The organism is Candidatus Phaeomarinobacter ectocarpi (genome assembly GCF_000689395.1).
In the GTDB taxonomy this organism is placed as follows: Bacteria; Pseudomonadota; Alphaproteobacteria; order CGMCC-115125; family CGMCC-115125; genus Pyruvatibacter; species Pyruvatibacter ectocarpi.
On the sequence record NZ_HG966617.1, the window covers coordinates 2,433,369 to 2,453,254 of the forward strand.

Genomic DNA, 19,886 nt, shown 5'->3' on the forward strand with positions numbered 1-19,886 from the left:
CAGACAGCTTAGTCAGCCGCAAGACCCAGAGCCGACCGGTAGAGATCAATGATCGCTTCCTGTTCCTGGAACTCGGCACGGTCCAGCTTGCGTTCACGTACAACCCGGCGCAGCGCCTTCACGTCATAGCCATTGCCCTTGGCCTCGGCATAAACCTCACGGATATCGCCTGCGAGCGCTGCTTTTTCTTCTTCAAGCCGCTCAATGCGTTCAACGATGGATTTGAGTTGATCGCGGGCAACGCCGCCGGTCTGCGCCATGGTCAGCCTCTTTTGGGTTGAGGTGGTTGGGAAAGGGCGCGGACATTAACCAGCCCGACCCCTGATCCGCAACCGCCTATCTGACCCTTTTAGCTGTGGTCCTTGGCAGCACCATCAAAAGCAGCCTTCTACGCATCGGTCGCTTCAGTCTGATACTTCGCCTTCCAGTCCGCATAGGGCATGCCATACACAATCTCGCGGGCAGCATCCTTGGAGATATCAACGCCCATCTCTGAGGCCTCCTCACCATACCAACGCGACAGGCAGTTCCGGCAGAACCCGGAGAGATTCATCAAATCGATGTTCTGAACATCAGTGCGTTCCTGCAAATGCGCCACGAGGCGCCGAAATGCGGCCGCTTCAAGTTCCGTCTTCTGATCGGTAGACATTCTTACTCTCCAAATCCGGCGTCATTTGCTGCGGTCTGCGCACAAGCGTGACCAGCACAAAGCTTATTATCATGAGCAGATACCACGAACCGAGCTTCTGGATCGACACCAGCGACCACCCATTGGCTTGATTTGGGTACAGCCACGCCCGCGACAAGGTCCCAATGTTTTCCGCAAACCAGATGAACAGCGCAACAAGCCCGAACCCGATTACCAACGGCATCCAGAAGCGAAAACGGAAAACACGAAAGTAGACGCGCGTTCTCCCAAAGAGCACCAGCACGACAGCAAACAGGCCTAGCCGAATATCAGGCAGATAGTGATGAGCGAAGAAGTTCACATAGACGAGCCCCGCCAGAACAACCGTCGCCCAGACCGGCGGGTAGTGAGTGAAACGGAAATCGAAAATGCGTGTGACCCGGGCCAGATAGCTGCCGACCGCCGCATACATGAACCCCGAGAACATCGGCACATCCACGATCCGGAAAATTGCCTGTTCCGGATAGACCCACGAGCCGACGCTGGTCTTGAAAATTTCCATCGCTGTGCCGACCACATGAAAAACGAGGATCACTTTCACCTCATCAAATGTCTCAAGCCGGAAGGCGATCATGCCCAGCTGGATTATCAACGCACCTAGGAACAAGGCGTCATAGCGATTGAGCACTGCATCTTCGGGATAGAACAGCGCACTGGCCATGATCATCGCCAGCATCAACCCGCCAAACAGACATGCCCACGCCTGCTTTATTCCGAATACAACGAATTCGATGACGGCCGAAGGCAGCCACCCGCCTTCGAGGCGCGCGAGAACCCTGTGCGCAAAGTCGTCGATGGTTTGTTCGACAGACGTAAAACGGGATGTCATGCAGGAATGCTCAGCTTGCCGGTTACAAGGAGAGCGAGACCTCTCGCAAAATCATGGCGAAGGTGTGCCGATGCCTCGAGCTGTCTCATCAATGAGGTGATCCACTACGGCCTTCAGGGCAGCATCGTGATCCAACCCGTTGGCGCGGGCCTCATCATAAGCAACACGCTGAGCCTGCGAACTGGTGCCGCGCCGGGCAATTGTCGCGACATGCAACAGCTCTTCCGTGCATCCCAGCTGTTGGGCTTCTTCCTTCAGCAGCCCCACAAGCTCATCTGACAGATCCCCAAACGACACCATTTTTCCCTGACCAAAATCAGCCATGTCACGGGTCACGCCATACCTTTGCGCCCGCCAGCGGTTCTCCTCAATCAGGATGCGCGGATAAACGCGCCACCGCTGGTTCTTTTCGCGCAGGGTAAACAACATCGAGAGGAGACACTGATAAAGCGCTGCCAGAGCAACCGCATCTTCTATCCGTGTACAGACATCCGCCACCCGCGCTTCAAGCGTCGGCCACCGCACGGACGGCCGGATGTCCCACCAGATCTTGCTGGCGTCTTCAATGGCACCAACCTCCACCAGCCGCGAAACCACCCGCTGATACTCAGGCCAGCTGTCGAATGAATCAGGGACGCCCGTACGCGGCAACGCGTCAAACACCGTCAGCCGGTAAGACGCCATGCCGGTATCTTCTCCCTGCCAGTAGGGAGAAGACGCAGACAGCGCCAGAATGTGCGGCAGGAAATAGCTAACCTGATTCATCAGATCGATGCGCAGATCATCGTCCTCAATGCCACAGTGAATGTGCATGCCACAGATGAGCAACCGCCGGACCGTGCCAGCCAGGTCCTTGGCAATCTGGTCATAGCGCGCCTTTTCCGTGTGGTGCTGTTCGGACCATTTGGCAAAGGGATGCGTGCTGGCAGCGATTGGCGCGTACCCATATTCCGCCGCCACATCGCACACAGCACCCCGAAGCCTTTTCAGGTCTGCACGCACATCCGCAGGCGTTTCACAAATGCCGGTGCCAATCTCAACCTGGCTCTGCAGAAATTCCGGCGACACCTGCGTCCCAATGGCGTCAGACATTCTCGGCAACAGATCAGCAGGTGGCTCGGACACAAGGTCACGCGTTTCCTTGTTGACCAGAAGATACTCTTCCTCAACTCCCAGCGTGAACGCAGGTCGCTTCATCATGCTGCACCCTTCGCTTGATCGTCCGTATGCGATCCAAAATACTCGACGGTATTGATGCTGGGAGATGTCTTGAGAATGTCTGAGAGAATACGCGCCAGGCGCTCCGCCCATTCCAGTGCACCGCCATGGGTGTCAATCAGGTCCTGGCGGATCTCGATGATGGAATGCGGCAACCCGCGCTGGGTGCCGTGCCTGTACATGGTGTCCCCCCGCAATTGCCCTTTGTAGGGTTCGTTGTCCCCAACAACCATGCCCGGCTCCATGCGCAACCCAGACAAAAGAGCGTGCGGCAGCCGATGGTCCTTGTCCCACAGGACGCCCGAATGCCATGGCCGGGGAAGCCCCCGCCACACAGGCGTAAAGCTATGAAGCGAGACCACCAGCGGCGCCTCGCCCGAGGCGACCACCTGATCAATCATGGCCGTTACCGCATCATGATAGGGCTGCCAGCAGGCTGCGCGCCGTCGGGCCACCTCGTCAGGTGTGACATGACGATTGCCCGGTATGATCGCACCGTCTGACAGTTTCATGACCAATGTCGGGTCATCCGCAGCCCGGTTTGGGTCAATCAGAAGTCGGGAAAAGCCCGACAACACGGCCGGCGCCTGCAGCAACTCCGCCAGGCGGCGCGTCACGTCGGCGGCGCCCACGTCCCACCCGATATGGCGCTCAAGGTCTGTCGGCGGCAGACCCAGCGTTCCATACTCGGCTGGCAAGGCATTGGAGGCGTGGTCGCACAGCAAGACCACAGGCCCCACCGCACCCTTATTTACCAGGTGGAATGGCTGAAACGGCACTTCGGGATTGGTCGACGACATCGCGGCATGAGACATGGCGCCAACTATACGAGACCACGCGGACTATATGAAACCCAACAGGAACTGACAGCCCGCGTGAGCGGTGATAGCGTGCCTTGGATACCAACAGATGACTCACATTCAAGGACTGACAGGATATTCAAACCCGCATGAGACAGCTTTTCGCGAAACTCTTCCTGTTGGTCAGTGTTACGTCTGGTGGCCTGATTGGCCTCACGGCCAACGCCTCAGCCAGCCTGGACGTGTGCAACGAGTCTACAAGCCGTGTTGGTGTCGCGCTTGGCTACTACAGTCAGGATGTCTGGGTATCGGAAGGCTGGTGGCACATAGAAGGCGGCGACTGCGCGCCGGTCATCCAAAGTGACCTCACCGCACGCTACTATTATCTGTTCGCAATCGACTTTGATGCTGGCGGCGGCTGGTCAGGCCTCTCGACCCTGTGTGTTGCCCCCGGCGAATTCACCATCTCCGGACGCAATGACTGTGAAACACGCGGCCATCACACCGCCGGCTTCATGGAAGTGGATACTTCCAGATCCCCTGACTGGACAGTTCGGCTGAACGAAGCAACCCGCAAGCCGGATCCCCGCGCCACTCTTGGCAACCTGACCAATGAGGTGAACTGACCCGTGCGCCATCGCAATGTTCGTGTGCTCGCCACGCTGGGACCCGCCTCTGACACATTTGAAATGGTCTCAAAGCTCTACGAGGCGGGCGCTGATGCCTTTCGCCTGAACATGAGCCACTCCGACCATGCAGGTCTGGCCAGACGTGTGGCCATGCTGCGGGAGCTGGAACGGTCCGTTCAACATCCGATTTCTATCCTGGTTGACCTGCAGGGCCCCAAGCTGCGCGTCGGCGATATGGGGGAGGAGGGCGTCGTTCTGGAAAACGGCGAGACCTTCACCCTGGATCTGGACAATGCACCGGGCAGCAAGAGTCGCGCGCCCTTGCCCCACCCTGAAATTCTGAAAGTCGCCGAGCCCGGGCATCACCTGCTGCTCGACGATGGCAAAATCAACCTGCGCGTGGAAGAGACGGACGGGTCGAGCCTCACCACCACAGTTGTTGCAGGCGGCAAACTGACCTCCCGCAAGGGCGTCAACATACCCGACGCTGTGCTACCGATCCCCGCGCTCACCGCCAAGGACCGCAGCGACCTGGAAGCGGCCCTCAATCTCGATGTGGACTGGATCGCCCTGTCATTCGTGCAGTCTGCTCAGGACGTAGCTGAAACCAAAAAGCTGGCCCGTGGTCGCGCCGCCGTCATGGCGAAGATCGAAAAGCCGTCCGCCATCAACGACCTGGATGCCATCCTCGACATTTCCGACGGGTTGATGGTTGCCCGGGGCGATCTGGGCGTGGAATGCCCGGTTGAAACAGTGCCGGGGCTGCAAAAACGCATCACACGGGCCGCCCGGCGCGCCGGCAAACCTGTGGTCGTGGCAACGCAGATGCTGGAAAGCATGATCCAGAACCCCGTCCCGACCCGCGCTGAGGTGTCAGACGTAGCCACCGCCGTGTTTGAAGGCGCGGATGCGGTCATGCTGTCTGCTGAGTCGGCAGCTGGCGACTACCCGGTAGAGGCCGTTGCAATGATGAACAGCATCGCTGAATCAATCGAGACAGATCCCAATTACGGACAGATCATCAATGCCCAACGCACGGAACCAGAGCCGACAGGGCCGGATGCTTTGAGCAAGGCTGCGCGAACGGTTGCAGAAACACTCAACGCCGCAGCAATCGTTTGCTACACGACCTCCGGGTCAACCGGCATGCGGGCCGCCCGCGAACGCAGCAATGTGCCGGTGCTGGCGCTGACGCCCCATGCGCCCACAGCCCGGCGCCTGTCCTTGGTCTGGGGTCTCAACTGCGTGATGACCGACGACGCCCGCGATCTGGATGACATGGTGGATCGTGCCGGACGCCTTGCGTTCCAGCAGGGCATGGCCCGCGTAGGCGATCGCATTGTCATCATGGCCGGCGTCCCCCTCGGCACGCCGGGCGCAACCAACATGCTGCGCGTGGCGTTTGTCGCCGACAGCGCAGCCAACCACCCCTAGCCGCCGCTGGACCTACTGAACTTGAGCTAGAGCCTGACCTTCTTCCACAATCCTCAGGCCAGCCTGTGGTGCGTCGCCGCGTGCCAGCCGGTCAATGGCATCAAGCACAATGTCAGGGCGCGCATAGTGCGGCATATGACCCGTGCCGCGCAGGCGGATGAGCTCAGACCCATCGATGGCGTCATGCAGCGGTTCGGAGTGAATCCCAAAGCCGACAGACCGGTCCCCGCCACCATGCACGATGATGGTGGGCACTTTGACCTCGGAATAGCGCTCCGACTGACGCGCCAGCGCTGACTTGAGATTGCTGACATCAACCGAGTTATTGCGGAAGTTACCCGGGCGGAACAGCAGGTCCAGACCGATATTCTCAGAGTAATTGTCAGGAGCGACATCCGGATAGAAGTTGCCAACCACGCCTGGCTCCTTGAGTTGCTGCCCCGCAGGCACCATGAGCGTGCGGAGAAAAAATCCGCCAACAACAGGCGTTTGAACAATGCCGTGATACCACGCAACACCGCCCTGCCAGGGATAGGTCGCGCCGGACATGGGAATAAGACCGATCAGATCATCCGGATGGTTCAGGGCATATGCCATCACGACAGCCCCACCCCATGAGTGTCCCAAGATCACGTGCTCGCCCACGCCGAGTTTCTCCAGCGCGCCATTGACGAGACGCGCCTGCACGGCCGGGTCATGCACATCCTCAAGCGGTCCGCGCTCACTCCAGCCATGGCCGGGGCGGTCGAAAGCAATGACGCGATGGGTCCTGGCAATGTCATCGAGAATAGACGTCGCAAAGTCCCGCAGATTGCCGCTCGCGCCATGCACCAGAACAATTGGCACCCCCTGGCCTTTGTCGACGTAGTGCAGCTTGGTCCCCTCCACCTCAACAAACTCACCAAGCGGCGGAAAGCGGGCCTCAGTCTGAGACCCGAACCAAAGCGTGTAGACGTAAAGCCCACCAAAAACTGCAACCAGCAGAAAAAGCACGGTGCCCATAACCCGTCCCATGATAACCCCAAGAAAAGTGAAATATCTGATCATCCGGGTACTGACAGCACCCGAACGCGACCCAATTGATTTGCCCTTTTAGATGCCCCGTCCTTCGACATCCACCTTCAGCCGTTCAATTGCCGCCTCGGCATCTTCAAGCTGCGGATTGATTTCAAATGCGGCCCGATAGGCACCAAGCGCAGGCTCCTTGCGGTCCAGATCATCGAACATGACCGCAAGCCCCATGAGTGCAGCCCAATGGCGCGGCTCGCGCGCCAGCACCTGCGTCACGTCGGCGATGGCGGCATCATAGTCATTGATGACGTAATAGAGCGTCGCCCGCTTGTTCCAGGCCTCGGCGTAGTCCGGCTCAATCTCGATGGCGGTCGAGAACATATCCAGCGCAACGGCATATTCCTGCGCCTCAAGTGCCTTGAGCCCCCGCAGCATGATGAGATCAAGCGTCGGACTGCCGGAATCTGACCATTGCCGCCAGATTTCGTCCTCAATCAAGGCCGCTTCGGCAGGACTTTGTGCCTTGGCCAGTTGATCAAACAGACGGTCCAGCTCGACAGAAGACGCTGCCAAGGCCGGGAATGTGCCCATTGCGAAGACGATCAGGACCGCCTGCAAAACCGTGCGAAAGGGTGTCAGTAGAAAAGTCATACGAAAGTATATGTCCCGCTAACGCCCCTTGGCGAGGCACCGAAAGGACAAAAAGCTGTGAGCGCTCAGGCGTTGAGGTCTTCGCGCCGCACCCCGTCAAACTCCGTAATCAGGTCTGCGCCATAGGCATTGGACGGTGTCTGGAAGCCAATCTTGACGTTACCCGCAGCCGCCCGCTGGGCAATTTCAAGCCCGGTTTCCGCCGTCAGAGTGTAGCCTTCAGGCGTTTCCAGCCGACTGCGAACCACATTGCCGGCGCTGTCGGTCGCTTCACCTACAAGCGTTGTGAAGGAGGCCGCGCGCTGCTCATCGGTTGGACCTTCGGGCATGCGCTCGATCTGTTTTTTGAGGAACCGTTGCACCGGCCCCGTTCCCATCACCCAGCGCGCCGCGGGCCCCAGGCTCGCCATCCGCTCCATGTCCTTGCTGGCTTCAAAGTAGATGGTGATGTCGGGAATGCCCGTTGAATGATACGCGGTTGAGACATCGCCCCATCCCACCGCAATCGAGTTACTTTCGCCTTTTCCATAATCCATTGTCCGGCGCGGCGTCTTGCCAAGGGCAACAATCTTCTCACCCCGGCGCACCCGCGTGCCGGTCGAAATGCTTTCAACCATGGTCTTGCCGGTGCCGTGAGACATGTTGCCCATGCCCGCAATGCCCATCTCCAGGCGCTCTGCTTCCGGCAGGCGGCGTTTCATATGTGCCGCCAGGCAATCACTGGGAACAACGTCAAAGCCAACGCCGGGCAGAACCATGATGCCCGCCTTGCGCGCTTCGTCATCACGAGCAGCGCAGGCCTCAAAAACATCAATCTCGCCGGTGATATCAAGATAGTGGGTCTTTGTTCGGATGCAGGCATCGAGCATTGGCTTGGATGTTGCCGAGAACGGCCCGGCGATGTGTAACACCGCGTCCACTTTTTCCAGCGCCTTGTCCAGCGCATTGGGGCGATCCAGCGATATGGCGGCCCATTCAAGTCCCAAAGGTTCAGCAATCGCCTGGACCTTGGACGCATTGCGTCCAGCCAGGATTGGCTTCAGACCCTTTTGCGCTGCTACCCGTGCTGTGAGCTTGCCGGTGTACCCGGTCGCCCCGTAAATCATGAATCTGCCAGACATCGTATCCCCGCCCCCAAAACAGGCCGCACAGGATTTCCCTGTCGCGGCCCATGACTGTTTCTTGAAAGGATCGTGACGTGTCCTGCCCAGCTGGGCAAGGGCTGCTGCACAACAGTCCTAGAGCAATCCGGCGGATACCAATCGCGTGCGCAGATGGTCAGCTGACAGGAATTGATGGCCGATCATGCCGGCCTGGGTCGCCGCGTCAGCATTCCCTGCAAGATCATCAACAAACAGCGCTTCACCTGCCGCGAGACCGAACTGCTCAAGCGCCAGTTTGTAGATTGCAGGGTCAGGCTTCCTGAGCTGCACCTGCCCGGAAACGACAATGCTGCGAAAATGATCGAGGAACGCATAGTCGTCCGCATTGGGATGGGCCGGCGGCCAGGTCTGGGCAGGCCAGTTGCTCAGGGCAAAGACCGGCACATCGCGGGCGACAAGCTCTTCAAGCACGGCCACCGTCTCAGGGATGGGACCCATGACGGCCTTTTGCCAGTCAGTGGCCATCGCATCCAGCGCTGGTGCGAAGTGGGGATAGTCCCGCTTGTAGGGCGCCAATGTCTCTTCAAACGGCGCAAGCGTGTCATGGCAAGCATGATGGGCGCGCCAGAATACCTCCGCCAGGAAGGCCTCCAACACGCCACGCGTGGCAAAATGCTGCTGAAAAATCAGGCGCGGGTCCCAGTCGATCAGGACACCGCCAAGGTCGAAAACAACCGCTTTCACGCTTCCCGTCTCATGAGACATCAGCGTGAGAGCCCCTTAGCCCTGGCGGGCTTTGAAGCGAGGGTTGACCTTGTTGATGACGTAAAGGCGGCCTTTACGGCGCACGATACGGCAGTTTTTGTCGCGCTTGGCCAGCGACTTGAGCGAATTGCGGACTTTCATCGGATCGGATCGCTTGTATCTTGGCGCCGAGTGACCGGCAGCTCATGAAAACGGAAAAGCCGGGAAATCCCGGCCAGTTGGCGCGGAAAATAACAGTCCCGCCCCTCATGTCAACCACCTGAGCCAAGACTCATCTTCACGTCAGGCCTGTGCACCATTTCCGATACCACACCTAGCCATATTGGTATGTCATCAGGTAAAGGTGACGCCCAGTCAGGAATTATGGTGGCACCCGCTCCCAGCGGCGCTTCATGCCCCCCATAAGGTGAGTACCCTATCCCATGAGTTACGAAGAGCGTCCGCAAAACGCCAATAAGTCCGACGGTCCGCCCTCCAACGCGCCCCTCGAAGAACCACTGGTCGAAATCAAAGAGCCACCCCTTTGGTTTACCCGGGCGCTTGCGGCACCACGTGAGAGCCGTCATGTGACGGTAGACGGGACACCAATTCACTACCTGTTGTGGGGCGCGCCCAAAGAAGGTGAAGCGCCCAAGCCGGGAATCGTTTTCGTCCATGGCAACGGTGCCCACGCAATGTGGTTCGCCCACATCGCGCCTTTCCTGTCTGAACAGTTCCAGGTTGCATCGATGGATCTGGGCGGCATGGGCGAAAGCGGATGGCGACCGGAACGCTACACCCGCGAAAGCTATGCCGAGGAAATCATCTCGGTCGTGCGCGACGCAAACATGACGCCCGGCTACGTGGTCGGCCACTCCTTCGGTGGCTTCGTATCGCTGATTGCGGCGTCGACCTATGGCGAGGAACTCGGCGGCTTTATCCAGGTTGATTTCGGTGTCCGCCCCAAAGGCGAGCACGAGGAATGGTTCAAGGACAATCCACCGCCGCGGCCCACCCGCGTGTACCCGGACTACGAAACAGCTCTGGGCCGTTTTCGCCTGGCACCGGACCAACCGCTGGCCAACCGCTTCATCTTTGATTTCATCGCCAAGGAAAGCCTGCGTGAGGCGACACCTGTGCCGGATCATCTTGGACGGACATCAGAAGCAGCAGGTTGGACGTGGAAGTTTGATCCGAAAATCTTCTACGGGCTGGTATTGGGGGCAGACCTCAATGAACGCTTCGCTGACATGGCCTGCCGCAAGGCCGTGGTCATGGGTGGCCTGTCCTGGAATGGCCAGAAGGAAGTGATGGACCACCACCGTAAGGTCGGCGGCGACGCCACTCCCATCTTCTCAATCCCAGAAGCCCGCCACCATGTCATGCTCGACCAGCCCCACGCCTTCACCATGGCCATACAAGGCCTTGTGACAGCATGGGAAGCAGAACGCCTGAGCTAATACGGTTCTAACCCTTTGGCACCACATCACCATCGTGGTCGTCGTCGTCGTCATATCCGGCGCGTACGGATGAAACGAGCGGGTGCAGCAGAATGAAAACACCCATGATGACCATGAGACAGGCCGCCAGGATAAACGGCGCCTGGGGCAATATCTGATAAAGCGGCAACGCGACAAATGGATTGACCACATGCCCCATTGCAGCCGTTGAACCGATATACCCGGCGATCGAACCTTGCTCGTCCGGCTCCACACTGAGTGAAGCCGCTGCAGACAGACCAGGCCGCAGCAATCCAAATCCAAGGCCAGACGCCACCAGCGCCATGACCAGCGTGGCATAGTTGCCGCCGGTAATCATCAGTCCGAAAGCGACGATCATGATGACGGTGCCGCTGCGAAGCATGGTCTGAACCGACAGGTTCATCCGCTGGATCAGAACAAGCTGCGCAAACAGCGTCGACATCGCCATGGCCATCATGCCGACACCGACCATCTGTGCCGCATCTTCTACGCTGAGAGAGAGCGTGTCCTGAAAGTAGAAGGCTGAGACCTGCACGACGATCGACTGCCCCATCGCCATCAGCACACCAACGATGAGAAAGGGCCAAACCCGGCTGTCCTTGATCTTCAGGCGGTTCTTCTTGTCCTGCCGTTCGCGCGGACGGGTCCGCTCAGGCAGCAGCACCCAGATGGCAATGGCGCTGGCAAAGGCCAGGGACCCCACCACAAAGAAGGGCGCGAGAAGCCCGAACACGATCAGCGCTGCAGCAACACCAGGCCCAATAACCGTACCCATCCCGAATGCGGCACCGATGGTGGCAACGCCAGACGCGCGTTCCGCCCGCGTCGTCCGGTCAGCCACATAGGCCTGACTGGCCGGCATGGTGCCGGACCCAAAAGCCCCGAAGATCGCACGCACGCCCACCAGCAATGGAAACAGCAAGGCCAGACCAATCATCCCCTGCATGCCCATCCAGATGAACACGGCAAAGCCGATGGTCGATGTGCCGAACCCGCAAAGCCCAATCAGCATGATCGGCTTGCGGCCCCACACGTCGCTGGTGCGCCCCCAATACGGACTGGTGACAACCCACAGCAAAGCTGAAAGAGAGAAAATCGCACCGACCTGAACTTCAGTCAGCCCAAGATCACGCGCCACCGGTGGCAAAACAGCAAAAAACAGCGACTGTCCCATGCCCAGGCACAGCAGACAGAAGAACAAGATGCCAAAGGCACGCTTGCGCTCACTTGCCGTCGTCTGCTGCAGCGCAGTCAGTTCCTCCGCCGGAGCAGATTTTGGGTGTTGATCTTTGTTTGAGGTCATCAGCCTTGCCGAATGGGTCTGACTACATAACTCACGTCACATGGACCGGTCCACATATGCCGCTGAATGGCAGTTATTCACCCAGCCGGACCAATCCGCTAGGCAGCAACAGGCAAGAGAACAGACATGAGTGCACCATTCCTGATTTTTGGAGCCACTGGCGGAGTCGGATCAGCATTGGCATCGAAACTCCATGCCAAGGGGCACCCACTTGTGCTCAGCGGCCGCAATGAAGAGGCCTTGTCCAAGTCAGCGGATCAACTCGGCGCCACGCACGTGGCGGGTGATGTGACGCACGAAGATGACCTGACACACATCGTCGAACAGGCCACAACCGACGACGGTATTGCCGGGCTGGCATTCTGCGTCGGGTCCATCGACCTGAAACCACTGCGGCGCATTACCAGCGACGATCTGACTGCCGCTTTTCAGCTCAATGCAGTTTCAGCAGCGCTTGCCATTCAAAAGGCCGCGCCGGCTTTGAAGAAGGCCAAGGGGTCTGTGGTCCTGTTCTCAACCATCGCCGTTGATCAGGGCTTTACCAACCACGCCATCGTCTCAGCGGCCAAAGGTGCCGTAGAAGGATTGGGACGCGCGCTGGCAGCTGATCTGGCACCGGACATTCGCGTAAACATCGTGGCTCCCAGTTTGATGGACACACAGCTCGCCGCATCCATCACCCAGTCGGAGGCCATGGCCCAGGGCATAGCAAAATTGCATCCCATCCCACGCCTTGGCGAAGCCGAGGACGCGGCAGCCCTCGCAGCATTTCTGTTGACCGATGAAAGCCCTTGGATCACCGGCCAGGTCATGCGCGTTGATGGTGGCCGCAGCCATTTGCGCACCAAGGGATAAGCAGAACTCATGGCGACCGTCCGCCTCATTCTGGGCGATCAACTCAGCCCGGCCATGTCGTCGCTCGCGGACATTGATCCCGAGACAGACACGATCCTGCTCGCTGAGGTCATGGCAGAGTGCACCTATGTGAAGCACCACAAGAAGAAGATCATCTTCGTTCTGTCAGCCATGCGCCATTTCGCCTGCGAACTGGAAGACCAGGGATTCAGTGTCGACTACGTCAAGCTGATCGATAAGGGCAACACCGGAACCCTGAAGGGCGAAGCCCAACGTGCGCTCAAGAAACACAAGGCAGACCGTCTGGTCGTGACGCGCTCCGGTGAGTTCCGCCTCGCTGAAGACATGGAAACATGGTCCACCGACCTGGGCGTCGATGTGGAGTTGCGGGACGACGATCGGTTCCTGTGCAAGCTGGACGAATTCAACGAGTGGGCGGAGGGGCGCAAGGAATTGCGCATGGAGTATTTCTATCGGGAGATGCGCCGCAAAACGTCTTTCTTGATGGACGCGGATGGAAAGCCCGAAGGCGGGCAATGGAACTTCGACAAGGACAACCGCAAACCGATCAAGGATGATCTGGATTTTCCCGGCCCATCAAAGTTCACTCCGGATGAGATCACCCAAGAGGTCATTGACCTGGTGAACAGTGAATTTGCCGATCACTTCGGACAATCGGACGGGTTCACCTTCGCCACCACGCGATCACAGGCCGAACACGCATTGCGCCGCTTCATTCAGCACGCATTGCCACGCTTTGGCGACTATCAGGATGCGATGACAGATAAAGATCCGCATCTGTTTCACAGCGTCATATCAACTTACCTGAATGCGGGGCTGCTGGACGCCCACGCGGTATGTGCCGCTGCAGAAAACGCCTACAAAAACGGCGATGCGCCCCTGAACGCAGCAGAAGGCTTCATCAGACAGATCATCGGCTGGCGTGAGTTTGTCCGCGGCATCTATTGGCGCGAAATGCCCGACTACAAGACACGCAACACCCTGGACGCCACCACGCCGCTGCCCGACTTCTTCTGGACCGGCGACACCAAGATGGCTTGCATGGCGCAGGCGATCGGCCAAACCCGCGACCATGCCTACGCCCACCATATTCAGCGGCTGATGGTCACCGGCAACTTCGCCCTCGTCGCCGGCCTCGACCCCGACGAAGTCAATGACTGGTACATGCGTGTCTATTCAGATGCCTATGAGTGGGTAGAACTACCCAATACCCACGGCATGGCCATTTGGGCCGATGGCGGTGTCGTTGGGTCCAAGCCCTACGCGGCCAGCGGCAAGTATATCGACCGCATGTCCGACCACTGCTCAAACTGTGCCTACAGCGTGAAGGAACAGACGGGCGACACGGCATGCCCCTTCAATGCGTTGTACTGGGACTTTCTCGCGCGCCACGAAGACCGTTTCAAAAAGAACGGTCGGATGGGGCTGGTCATGAAGTCGTTGGAACGCATGGACTCACAGAAGCTCGACGCCACACGCCAACGCGCCGCCAAGATACTCAAGAACCTGGACGCCGTTTAGCGCGCGCACGCCGACACCGCTCGGAGCAATACCGGACATCGTCCCAGACGTCCGCCCACTTGCGGCGCCAGGTGAACGGACGCCGGCACACTGCACAGTCCTTTGTCGGCAGGTCGTGTTTCTTGCGCATGACCCGACATTTGGGTCATCAGCGGTCTCAGACAAGCACTTTGGCTAAGCGGCCACCCTCAACGGCGCACGGTGCTGCTCATACATGGTCCGAACCCATTGGGCACCCGGGTGATCTGCAAATTGATCAAGATAGGCCTGTATGCTTGGTGCCACCGGTTTGGGCTTCATCATGTCCGCATAGTCCAGTTGAACAGATGGCGCGAGAATGGCGGCGGCAGTGAGATCGGCAATGGTGAACTGGTCGCCGACCAGATAACCGGTGTCACGGGTCTGCGCTGCAACATAGTCAAAGGCCTGTCGGGTCAACGCATTGCCCTCTTCCAGAGCATCAGGGTGAATATCCATGGACCTGCGCATCATCCCTTTCACCAGCGGCAGCATGCGTCGATAAATGAATCGTTTCGCAGGTGTTTGACCCTGCGCAAACATCGAGCACAGATAGTCCGGCTCATCAATCAGGTGCACAAAGAGCGAGCGACGTTCCTTGACCGCAATGTCACCGTCAAATTTCTCAACCAGATCCAACGCCTGTTTCTGCGCGCCTTCATCGGCGGGCAACAAGGTTGGTTGCGGAAAACGCTTCTCCAGCTCCAGGACAATGTCCGTAGACCCCGCAAGGACATCTCCGTCCTCAAACCGGATAACGGGTGTTTGTGTTTGCCCTGACAGCTTCTTGATCTTGCCTGCATGGGGCCCGGGCATATAGGGAATGCGCGTATGGGGTATACCCTTGTAATCCAGCGCCCAACGCGCTTTCTCGTTGTAATGCGACATGGGAAACATATGCAGCTCGATCATCGACCCGTCCTCTTGCCCTTAACCACCCAGGCCATCGGCAGTGGCTTGCCTTTTGGCAACTATCCATTAAATTATGATCATAATCTTATACCTGTTTTGGAGGCCGCGTAAAGCGCATGCGATATCCCCCAGGCCATAAGGAAGAAACCCGCGCCCGCATTGTGCAGGCAGCAGCGGACCTGTTCAGAACCCGCGGCTACGAAGGCGTCGGTGTTCAGGACATCATGAAGGAAGCAGGTCTCACCCATGGCGGCTTCTACGGCCACTTCAAATCCAAGCAGCATCTGTTTCAATCCGTGATGGGTCTTGAGGCCGACTTCCTGCGCCGCATGCGCGCGCGAACCGGCACCACTGGCAAGGCACTGCGCGACGAGGCCAAGGACATTTGTACAGGCTACCTTGAGCCGGCACACATGGATGCCATCAGCAAGGGATGCCCCATGGCCTCTCTCGCCGTGGACGCCGCCCGCGCAGACACCAAAACGCGAAAGGAGTTCGCCAGGGGGTTGAGTGATCTCGAGCGTGAATTCGCGCGCGGCCTCACGTCATCTGAAGAACCGGATTCGCGGGCTCTGGCTGCCATTGCCCTCGCCGTGGGGGGCTTTATCCTTGGCCGGGCATCTGGAGACAAAGAGTTGCAGACCGCAATAATGTCAGCCTCACGCGACGAAATTGCCAAGCTGCTCGACCGCTCGAAACCTTAGACAAGACGACGCCGACATCCCGCGATAGAGTGACCCCGAAACAAAGCATCGGGAGCAGCACCTATGGATCTCGCCCTCACAAAAGAGCACGACGCATTCCGTGACGAAGTCCGGACATTTCTGAACGATAATCTGGACGAGGACCTCAAGCGCGCGGGCCGTCTGGGCACCAGCGTGTATGCCGATTACGACGTCACCATGCGCTGGCACAAGATGCTGAACCGCAAAGGCTGGCTCGTCCCCGCCTGGCCGGTGGAATATGGCGGCACGGGCTGGGATCTGATGCGCCAGTACATCTGGGCCAGCGAAACATCCAAGGCCGGCGCGCCCTCCCTTTCCCCCATGGGTGTGGGAATGATCGGCCCGGCTCTCATAGGCTACGGCACCAAGGAACAAAAAGACTTCTACCTGCCGCGTATCCGGGAGGGCGAAGATTTCTGGTGCCAGGGATATTCCGAACCCGGATCAGGGTCAGATCTCGCCTCCCTGCAAATGAAAGCCGAAGACAAGGGCGATCACTTTGTGTGTTCAGGGGCCAAGATCTGGACGACCCATGCCAATTACGCCAACCGCATTTTCTGCCTTGTGCGCACCGACGGCTCCAGCAAGCCGCAGGAAGGCATCACATTTGTCCTGATGGACATGGATCAGCCGGGCGTAACCGTTGACCCTCTGTTGATGCTTACCGGCGAGCACATCCAGAACCAGATTTTCTTTGAGAATGTCAAAGTTCCAAAGGAGAATGTGGTTGGAGAGGTTGGCAAGGGCTGGACAGTTGCCAAATACCTGCTCCAGTTCGAGCGCGGCAACGCCTACGCACCGGGCCTGTATTCTCGCCTTGAGCGCATTCGTGCAGGCGCATCCGAAGAAAACGCGGGCACAGGCACCCGCCTGATTGACGAGCCTAGCTTTGCAACCAAGCTGGCCGAGGCCGAAGTTGAAATCGCAACTCTTGAATTCACAGAACATCGCATTCTGTCTGCCCTTGCAGCCGGAGATCCTCCCGGAGCGGAGTCGTCCATGCTCAAGACACGGGGCACGGAGGTAAGCCAGCGTCTGACCGAAATTGCCATCGAGGCCGCAGCCTTTTATGGGGCGCCATTCCAACCGCAATATACGAGTCCGGGTGGCCCTGTGCCGAGCGCCCCTGTGCGTGACGGCAATCTGCCGCCTGTGGGCCCGGAACGCTGGGTCACGGCAGTCCCCAAATATCTCAACGACAGGGCCGGTTCCATCTATGCCGGATCAAATGAGATTCAGCGCAATATCATGGCAAAGGCAGTGCTGGGGCTGTAGGCTCCGGCCCATGTAGGCAAACCTGCCTGCGTTCTGCCTGAGGCTTCTAAAGAATGACTGCCATCCTTGATTGGCTCAACGAGTACGAATCCGCCCTTTCAGCCATCGCCGCGCTCATTTTGATCGGCACTGTCGCTGCAACCGTCGGGCGCAACTGGCTGGTCAACAACCGGAAAACAAGCGCCGGCCTGGGCGCATCCGCCGCCTCATCGCCCGGCGCCCAGCAGCCAAATCCTGTAACCGACCGGCCTTCCATTGCCGTTCTGCCCTTTGAAAACACCTCCGGTGACCCATCCAAAGAGGCAGTTGCCGATGGCCTCACGACCGAGATCATCGCAGGCCTGTCTGCCAATCGGCATTTGTTCGTTATCGCCCGCAATTCATGCTTCACCTACAAGGGCCGCAGCGTGGATGTGCGCGAAGTCTCCCGCGAACTCGGCGTGCGGTATGTGCTGGAAGGGACCGTCCGTACCCGTGACGACCGCGTCCGTGTAAGTGCGCAGCTGATAGACGCCACCAATGGTGCCACCACATGGTCGCAACGCTTTGACGTCCCCATTGAAGATATTTTCGAGCTTGATGACATCGTGACAGCGGACATTGTTGCAGCGCTCATTCCCGAACTGCGCCGGGCCGAAGCCGCCCGCGCACGTGAGAACCCAGTCGGACTGGATATATGGTCACGCGTCAATGCCGCATGGCTGGATCTGCAGAACGATCTGGCCAATCAGGCAAACGCCAAGGATGTCATCAAACGTCTGGAAGCCATTTTGGAAGAAGCGCCTGAGTTTGCTTTGGCGCATGGGGTCCTCGCTCACGCCTACTCGCTCGCCTTCCAGCTGGGCGACGAAGAAACCAAATCGACCCAGGACCTGAAAGCAAAAACCAACCATCATATCCAGCAGGCAATTACGCTGGACCCTGACGATCCTGCCATACGCCACCTTGCGGGTGCGGCTCTCTCTAACTATCGCGAGAGCGATGAGGCACGCCGCTCCTACCAAAAGGCACTTGATCTCAATCCGGACTACGCGCCTGCTCTGGGGAGCCTTGGCGTCTCTCTCGTTTATGCGGGCCGCACCCAGGAAGCCATTGAGCATATCGAGCGCGCGCTACGCCTCTCGCCACGAGAGCCGCAGGCGTATCACTGGCAGTCTCACCTTGCTCTTGCGCACAATGTCCTTGGGAACCCGTCACTCGCGCTGGACTATGCAAAGACGGCCTACGAAAGACGCCCCACCATGATGGGCCGTGTTTCACTTCTCATGGCACACGCACTGCTGGGCAATACATCCGAGGCAAGGGCATTTGCCGATGAACTCAAATCTGTCATGTCGTCTGCACTCACCAGGGCTAGCTACACCGACCTGCTCAATCAGCTGGTAGTGGATCAAAAGCGGTATGGCGAAGTGCGTGAAGCAATAGAGCCTTACCTGAATGATGAGTACGAAAGCGCAGCGCAGACTGACGCCTAGCCAAGTGCGGCATCCACCATCCGCTCCACAAATGCACCCCCCAGCCAGGAACTCACCGGGATCGCCAGATAAAGTGCAAATTGTGCAACAGTCGGCGCACTAATAGGCGTTTCCGGCGCCTTCTCCAGCCTGTCCTCATATGCCAGAAGCGCACCCATTTGAGCGAGGCGTTGATCGTCCGCCTGCCTTACTTTGGTTTCACTTGCCGCATCCAGCGCATCAAGGTGCAGATGCGCGATCACGGCACGGACCTCAGCAAGTGCCTTGTCCTTTGACCGGCGAATGACCTGCCGGCCCGCCATCGCCGGGGTTATGGCTGCAAGGCCACCAAGAATAGCGATGCAGGCCATGAAGATCAGAATGACAGTCGCGTCGATATTCGCATCGAGCACAAACAGCACACCAATGGCCGCCCCGATCATCCAGATAAATGACGTGTGCAGTCCCGCATTGACCAACGGGCGCAATCTGTCGGCATCCAGCGGCCCCACTTCCAGGCGCGCAACTGTCTCCGTCAGCAAGCGCCGCGCGCCAGTCACCATTTGATAGGAAGCCTTGGACAGGCTGGCGATCAGAAACGGCACAATGATCAAGAACCAACCCGCCGCCCAATAGGCCGACGGCGGCAGGTCCGTATCCCAGGTGCTTGGTTGACCCGACATAACCGTCCAGGCGCCAGGCACGGAGAAGATGGGGATCAACAATCCAAAGCACCAGCCAAGGGCCGAAGCAATGAGCCGTCCACTCTTGTCTCCGGCAGATGACCGCACATAAAGGTCACGCAGCCCCGAGCGGTCCAATGACGGGGTGATCTCCGCCAGGGACGTAATGTCTCCCAAGTGGCGCACCTGAGCGTAAGGAAGCGCAAAGACCGTAAAGCCCGCAAGAAGCGACGTGACAATGGCAGCCCAGCTGTAGGGGTCCAGAGGAATGCTGGAATCGCGCAGATCAAGCTGGATGGGCAACAGGCCAAAGGCATAGCCGGGAACAAAATAGGTGGCAGCCACAAGCGCCGAAACAATCGGCGCTGCCATGGCGGGCGAAACACCCAAAAAGCGCACCAGTTTTGCTTCCCATGAGAAAGCCAGATCCTTGGGTACTCTCATCCGGTCCACGTCCCCTTCATGTTTCAGCCACTGCGTTCAGGCGCCAAGTGTTTGCATTCTTGCAAAGCCTACAAAGAAGCCTTGCAC

General features: G+C 58.6%; 22 protein-coding genes. 8 read left to right on the forward strand and 14 right to left on the reverse strand.

Features of this window, described 5'->3' with window-relative positions:
• Positions 1–8: 8 nt before the first annotated feature.
• The 5 genes from BN1012_RS11795 to BN1012_RS11815 form a co-directional block, all read right to left on the reverse strand.
• Positions 9–260, reverse strand: coding sequence for a DUF2312 domain-containing protein (locus BN1012_RS11795; RefSeq protein WP_043949767.1), 252 nt, complete (start codon positions 258–260; stop codon positions 9–11).
• Between the two features lie 128 nt (positions 261–388).
• Entirely contained in the window at positions 389–649 is a 261-nt protein-coding gene (locus tag BN1012_RS11800) for a DUF1244 domain-containing protein (RefSeq protein ID WP_043949768.1), read from the reverse strand.
• On the reverse strand, positions 621–1,517 hold the full coding sequence (locus tag BN1012_RS11805; protein WP_043949769.1) for a DUF817 domain-containing protein: 897 nt from the start codon (positions 1,515–1,517) through the stop codon (positions 621–623). The genes BN1012_RS11800 and BN1012_RS11805 overlap by 29 nt, the downstream gene beginning before the upstream one ends.
• Positions 1,518–1,568: 51 nt before the next feature.
• The gene (locus BN1012_RS11810; protein WP_244442897.1) at positions 1,569–2,717 is read right to left on the reverse strand and encodes a carboxylate-amine ligase; all 1,149 of its coding nucleotides are present in this window, start codon (positions 2,715–2,717) and stop codon (positions 1,569–1,571) included.
• Positions 2,714–3,550, reverse strand: a complete 837-nt coding sequence (locus BN1012_RS11815) for an N-formylglutamate amidohydrolase (RefSeq protein WP_122381366.1) — start codon at positions 3,548–3,550, stop codon at positions 2,714–2,716. Before BN1012_RS11815 ends, BN1012_RS11810 begins: the two co-directional genes overlap by 4 nt.
• Positions 3,551–3,684: 134 nt before the next feature.
• Between BN1012_RS11815 and BN1012_RS11820 the strand changes: the two genes are divergently transcribed.
• The gene (locus BN1012_RS11820; protein ID WP_043949770.1) at positions 3,685–4,161 is read left to right on the forward strand and encodes a DUF1036 domain-containing protein; all 477 of its coding nucleotides are present in this window, start codon (positions 3,685–3,687) and stop codon (positions 4,159–4,161) included.
• Positions 4,162–4,164: 3 nt separating this feature from the next.
• Complete coding sequence (gene pyk, locus BN1012_RS11825; protein WP_043949771.1) at positions 4,165–5,598, forward strand: pyruvate kinase; 1,434 nt, start codon at positions 4,165–4,167, stop codon at positions 5,596–5,598.
• 12 nt (positions 5,599–5,610) lie between these two features.
• On the opposite strand, the gene BN1012_RS11830 is transcribed toward pyk, so the two are convergent.
• The 5 genes from BN1012_RS11830 to ykgO form a co-directional block, all read right to left on the reverse strand.
• Positions 5,611–6,612 (reverse strand): alpha/beta fold hydrolase, encoded by a 1,002-nt coding sequence (locus BN1012_RS11830; RefSeq protein WP_171815955.1) that lies wholly within the window; start codon positions 6,610–6,612, stop codon positions 5,611–5,613.
• Positions 6,613–6,690: 78 nt separating this feature from the next.
• Entirely contained in the window at positions 6,691–7,260 is a 570-nt protein-coding gene (locus BN1012_RS11835) for a tetratricopeptide repeat protein (protein ID WP_052535165.1), read from the reverse strand.
• A 65-nt stretch (positions 7,261–7,325) separates the two neighbouring features.
• Positions 7,326–8,381, reverse strand: a complete 1,056-nt coding sequence (locus tag BN1012_RS11840; RefSeq protein WP_043949772.1) for a saccharopine dehydrogenase family protein — start codon at positions 8,379–8,381, stop codon at positions 7,326–7,328.
• 117 nt (positions 8,382–8,498) lie between these two features.
• The gene (locus BN1012_RS11845) at positions 8,499–9,107 is read right to left on the reverse strand and encodes an HAD family hydrolase (protein ID WP_171815956.1); all 609 of its coding nucleotides are present in this window, start codon (positions 9,105–9,107) and stop codon (positions 8,499–8,501) included.
• 36 nt (positions 9,108–9,143) lie between these two features.
• Positions 9,144–9,269 carry a type B 50S ribosomal protein L36 gene (ykgO, locus tag BN1012_RS11850; protein WP_027842262.1) on the reverse strand — a complete coding sequence of 42 codons (126 nt, stop codon included), beginning with the start codon at positions 9,267–9,269 and terminating at the stop codon, positions 9,144–9,146.
• Positions 9,270–9,550: 281 nt separating this feature from the next.
• On the opposite strand from ykgO, the gene BN1012_RS11855 reads away from it, so the two are divergent.
• Positions 9,551–10,567: an alpha/beta fold hydrolase gene (locus tag BN1012_RS11855; RefSeq protein ID WP_043949774.1), complete on the forward strand. Its 1,017-nt coding sequence runs from the start codon at positions 9,551–9,553 to the stop codon at positions 10,565–10,567.
• A 7-nt stretch (positions 10,568–10,574) separates the two neighbouring features.
• Here BN1012_RS11855 and BN1012_RS11860 read toward each other — a convergent pair whose 3' ends face one another.
• Complete coding sequence (locus tag BN1012_RS11860; RefSeq protein WP_043949775.1) at positions 10,575–11,891, reverse strand: MFS transporter; 1,317 nt, start codon at positions 11,889–11,891, stop codon at positions 10,575–10,577.
• Positions 11,892–12,017: 126 nt separating this feature from the next.
• Between BN1012_RS11860 and BN1012_RS11865 the strand changes: the two genes are divergently transcribed.
• Positions 12,018–12,746 carry an SDR family NAD(P)-dependent oxidoreductase gene (locus tag BN1012_RS11865; protein ID WP_043949776.1) on the forward strand — a complete coding sequence of 243 codons (729 nt, stop codon included), beginning with the start codon at positions 12,018–12,020 and terminating at the stop codon, positions 12,744–12,746.
• Positions 12,747–12,755: 9 nt separating this feature from the next.
• Positions 12,756–14,288 carry a cryptochrome/photolyase family protein gene (locus tag BN1012_RS11870; RefSeq protein WP_043949777.1) on the forward strand — a complete coding sequence of 511 codons (1,533 nt, stop codon included), beginning with the start codon at positions 12,756–12,758 and terminating at the stop codon, positions 14,286–14,288.
• Here the strand turns inward: BN1012_RS11870 and BN1012_RS17410 are convergent.
• Complete coding sequence (locus tag BN1012_RS17410; RefSeq protein ID WP_081826360.1) at positions 14,266–14,418, reverse strand: DUF2256 domain-containing protein; 153 nt, start codon at positions 14,416–14,418, stop codon at positions 14,266–14,268. The two genes, BN1012_RS11870 and BN1012_RS17410, sit on opposite strands and share 23 nt — an antisense overlap.
• A gap of 44 nt (positions 14,419–14,462) precedes the next feature.
• Entirely contained in the window at positions 14,463–15,218 is a 756-nt protein-coding gene (locus BN1012_RS11875; protein ID WP_043949778.1) for a glutathione S-transferase family protein, read from the reverse strand.
• A 116-nt stretch (positions 15,219–15,334) separates the two neighbouring features.
• On the opposite strand from BN1012_RS11875, the gene BN1012_RS11880 reads away from it, so the two are divergent.
• The 3 genes from BN1012_RS11880 (at position 15,335) to BN1012_RS11890 (ending at position 18,693) form a co-directional block, all read left to right on the forward strand.
• The gene (locus BN1012_RS11880) at positions 15,335–15,922 is read left to right on the forward strand and encodes a TetR/AcrR family transcriptional regulator (RefSeq protein ID WP_043949779.1); all 588 of its coding nucleotides are present in this window, start codon (positions 15,335–15,337) and stop codon (positions 15,920–15,922) included.
• Between the two features lie 63 nt (positions 15,923–15,985).
• On the forward strand, positions 15,986–17,218 hold the full coding sequence (locus tag BN1012_RS11885; protein WP_043949780.1) for an acyl-CoA dehydrogenase family protein: 1,233 nt from the start codon (positions 15,986–15,988) through the stop codon (positions 17,216–17,218).
• Positions 17,219–17,271: 53 nt separating this feature from the next.
• Positions 17,272–18,693, forward strand: coding sequence for a tetratricopeptide repeat protein (locus tag BN1012_RS11890; RefSeq protein WP_052535168.1), 1,422 nt, complete (start codon positions 17,272–17,274; stop codon positions 18,691–18,693).
• Here the strand turns inward: BN1012_RS11890 and BN1012_RS11895 are convergent.
• Positions 18,690–19,799 carry a hypothetical protein gene (locus tag BN1012_RS11895; RefSeq protein WP_043949781.1) on the reverse strand — a complete coding sequence of 370 codons (1,110 nt, stop codon included), beginning with the start codon at positions 19,797–19,799 and terminating at the stop codon, positions 18,690–18,692. The two genes, BN1012_RS11890 and BN1012_RS11895, sit on opposite strands and share 4 nt — an antisense overlap.
• Positions 19,800–19,886 lie beyond the last annotated feature (87 nt).

Coding starts and splice junctions, on each gene's coding strand:
- BN1012_RS11795 (WP_043949767.1), bottom strand. CDS start 260: ATGGCGCAGACCGGCGGCGTTGCCCGCGATCAACTCAAATCCATCGTT.
- BN1012_RS11800 (WP_043949768.1), bottom strand. CDS start 649: ATGTCTACCGATCAGAAGACGGAACTTGAAGCGGCCGCATTTCGGCGC.
- BN1012_RS11805 (WP_043949769.1), bottom strand. CDS start 1,517: ATGACATCCCGTTTTACGTCTGTCGAACAAACCATCGACGACTTTGCG.
- BN1012_RS11810 (WP_244442897.1), bottom strand. CDS start 2,717: ATGATGAAGCGACCTGCGTTCACGCTGGGAGTTGAGGAAGAGTATCTT.
- BN1012_RS11815 (WP_122381366.1), bottom strand. CDS start 3,550: ATGTCTCATGCCGCGATGTCGTCGACCAATCCCGAAGTGCCGTTTCAG.
- BN1012_RS11820 (WP_043949770.1), top strand. CDS start 3,685: ATGAGACAGCTTTTCGCGAAACTCTTCCTGTTGGTCAGTGTTACGTCT.
- BN1012_RS11830 (WP_171815955.1), bottom strand. CDS start 6,612: ATGGGACGGGTTATGGGCACCGTGCTTTTTCTGCTGGTTGCAGTTTTT.
- BN1012_RS11835 (WP_052535165.1), bottom strand. CDS start 7,260: ATGACTTTTCTACTGACACCCTTTCGCACGGTTTTGCAGGCGGTCCTG.
- BN1012_RS11840 (WP_043949772.1), bottom strand. CDS start 8,381: ATGTCTGGCAGATTCATGATTTACGGGGCGACCGGGTACACCGGCAAG.
- ykgO (WP_027842262.1), bottom strand. CDS start 9,269: ATGAAAGTCCGCAATTCGCTCAAGTCGCTGGCCAAGCGCGACAAAAAC.
- BN1012_RS11855 (WP_043949774.1), top strand. CDS start 9,551: ATGAGTTACGAAGAGCGTCCGCAAAACGCCAATAAGTCCGACGGTCCG.
- BN1012_RS11860 (WP_043949775.1), bottom strand. CDS start 11,891: ATGACCTCAAACAAAGATCAACACCCAAAATCTGCTCCGGCGGAGGAA.
- BN1012_RS11865 (WP_043949776.1), top strand. CDS start 12,018: ATGAGTGCACCATTCCTGATTTTTGGAGCCACTGGCGGAGTCGGATCA.
- BN1012_RS11870 (WP_043949777.1), top strand. CDS start 12,756: ATGGCGACCGTCCGCCTCATTCTGGGCGATCAACTCAGCCCGGCCATG.
- BN1012_RS17410 (WP_081826360.1), bottom strand. CDS start 14,418: ATGCGCAAGAAACACGACCTGCCGACAAAGGACTGTGCAGTGTGCCGG.
- BN1012_RS11875 (WP_043949778.1), bottom strand. CDS start 15,218: ATGATCGAGCTGCATATGTTTCCCATGTCGCATTACAACGAGAAAGCG.
- BN1012_RS11880 (WP_043949779.1), top strand. CDS start 15,335: ATGCGATATCCCCCAGGCCATAAGGAAGAAACCCGCGCCCGCATTGTG.
- BN1012_RS11885 (WP_043949780.1), top strand. CDS start 15,986: ATGGATCTCGCCCTCACAAAAGAGCACGACGCATTCCGTGACGAAGTC.
- BN1012_RS11890 (WP_052535168.1), top strand. CDS start 17,272: ATGACTGCCATCCTTGATTGGCTCAACGAGTACGAATCCGCCCTTTCA.
- BN1012_RS11895 (WP_043949781.1), bottom strand. CDS start 19,799: ATGAGAGTACCCAAGGATCTGGCTTTCTCATGGGAAGCAAAACTGGTG.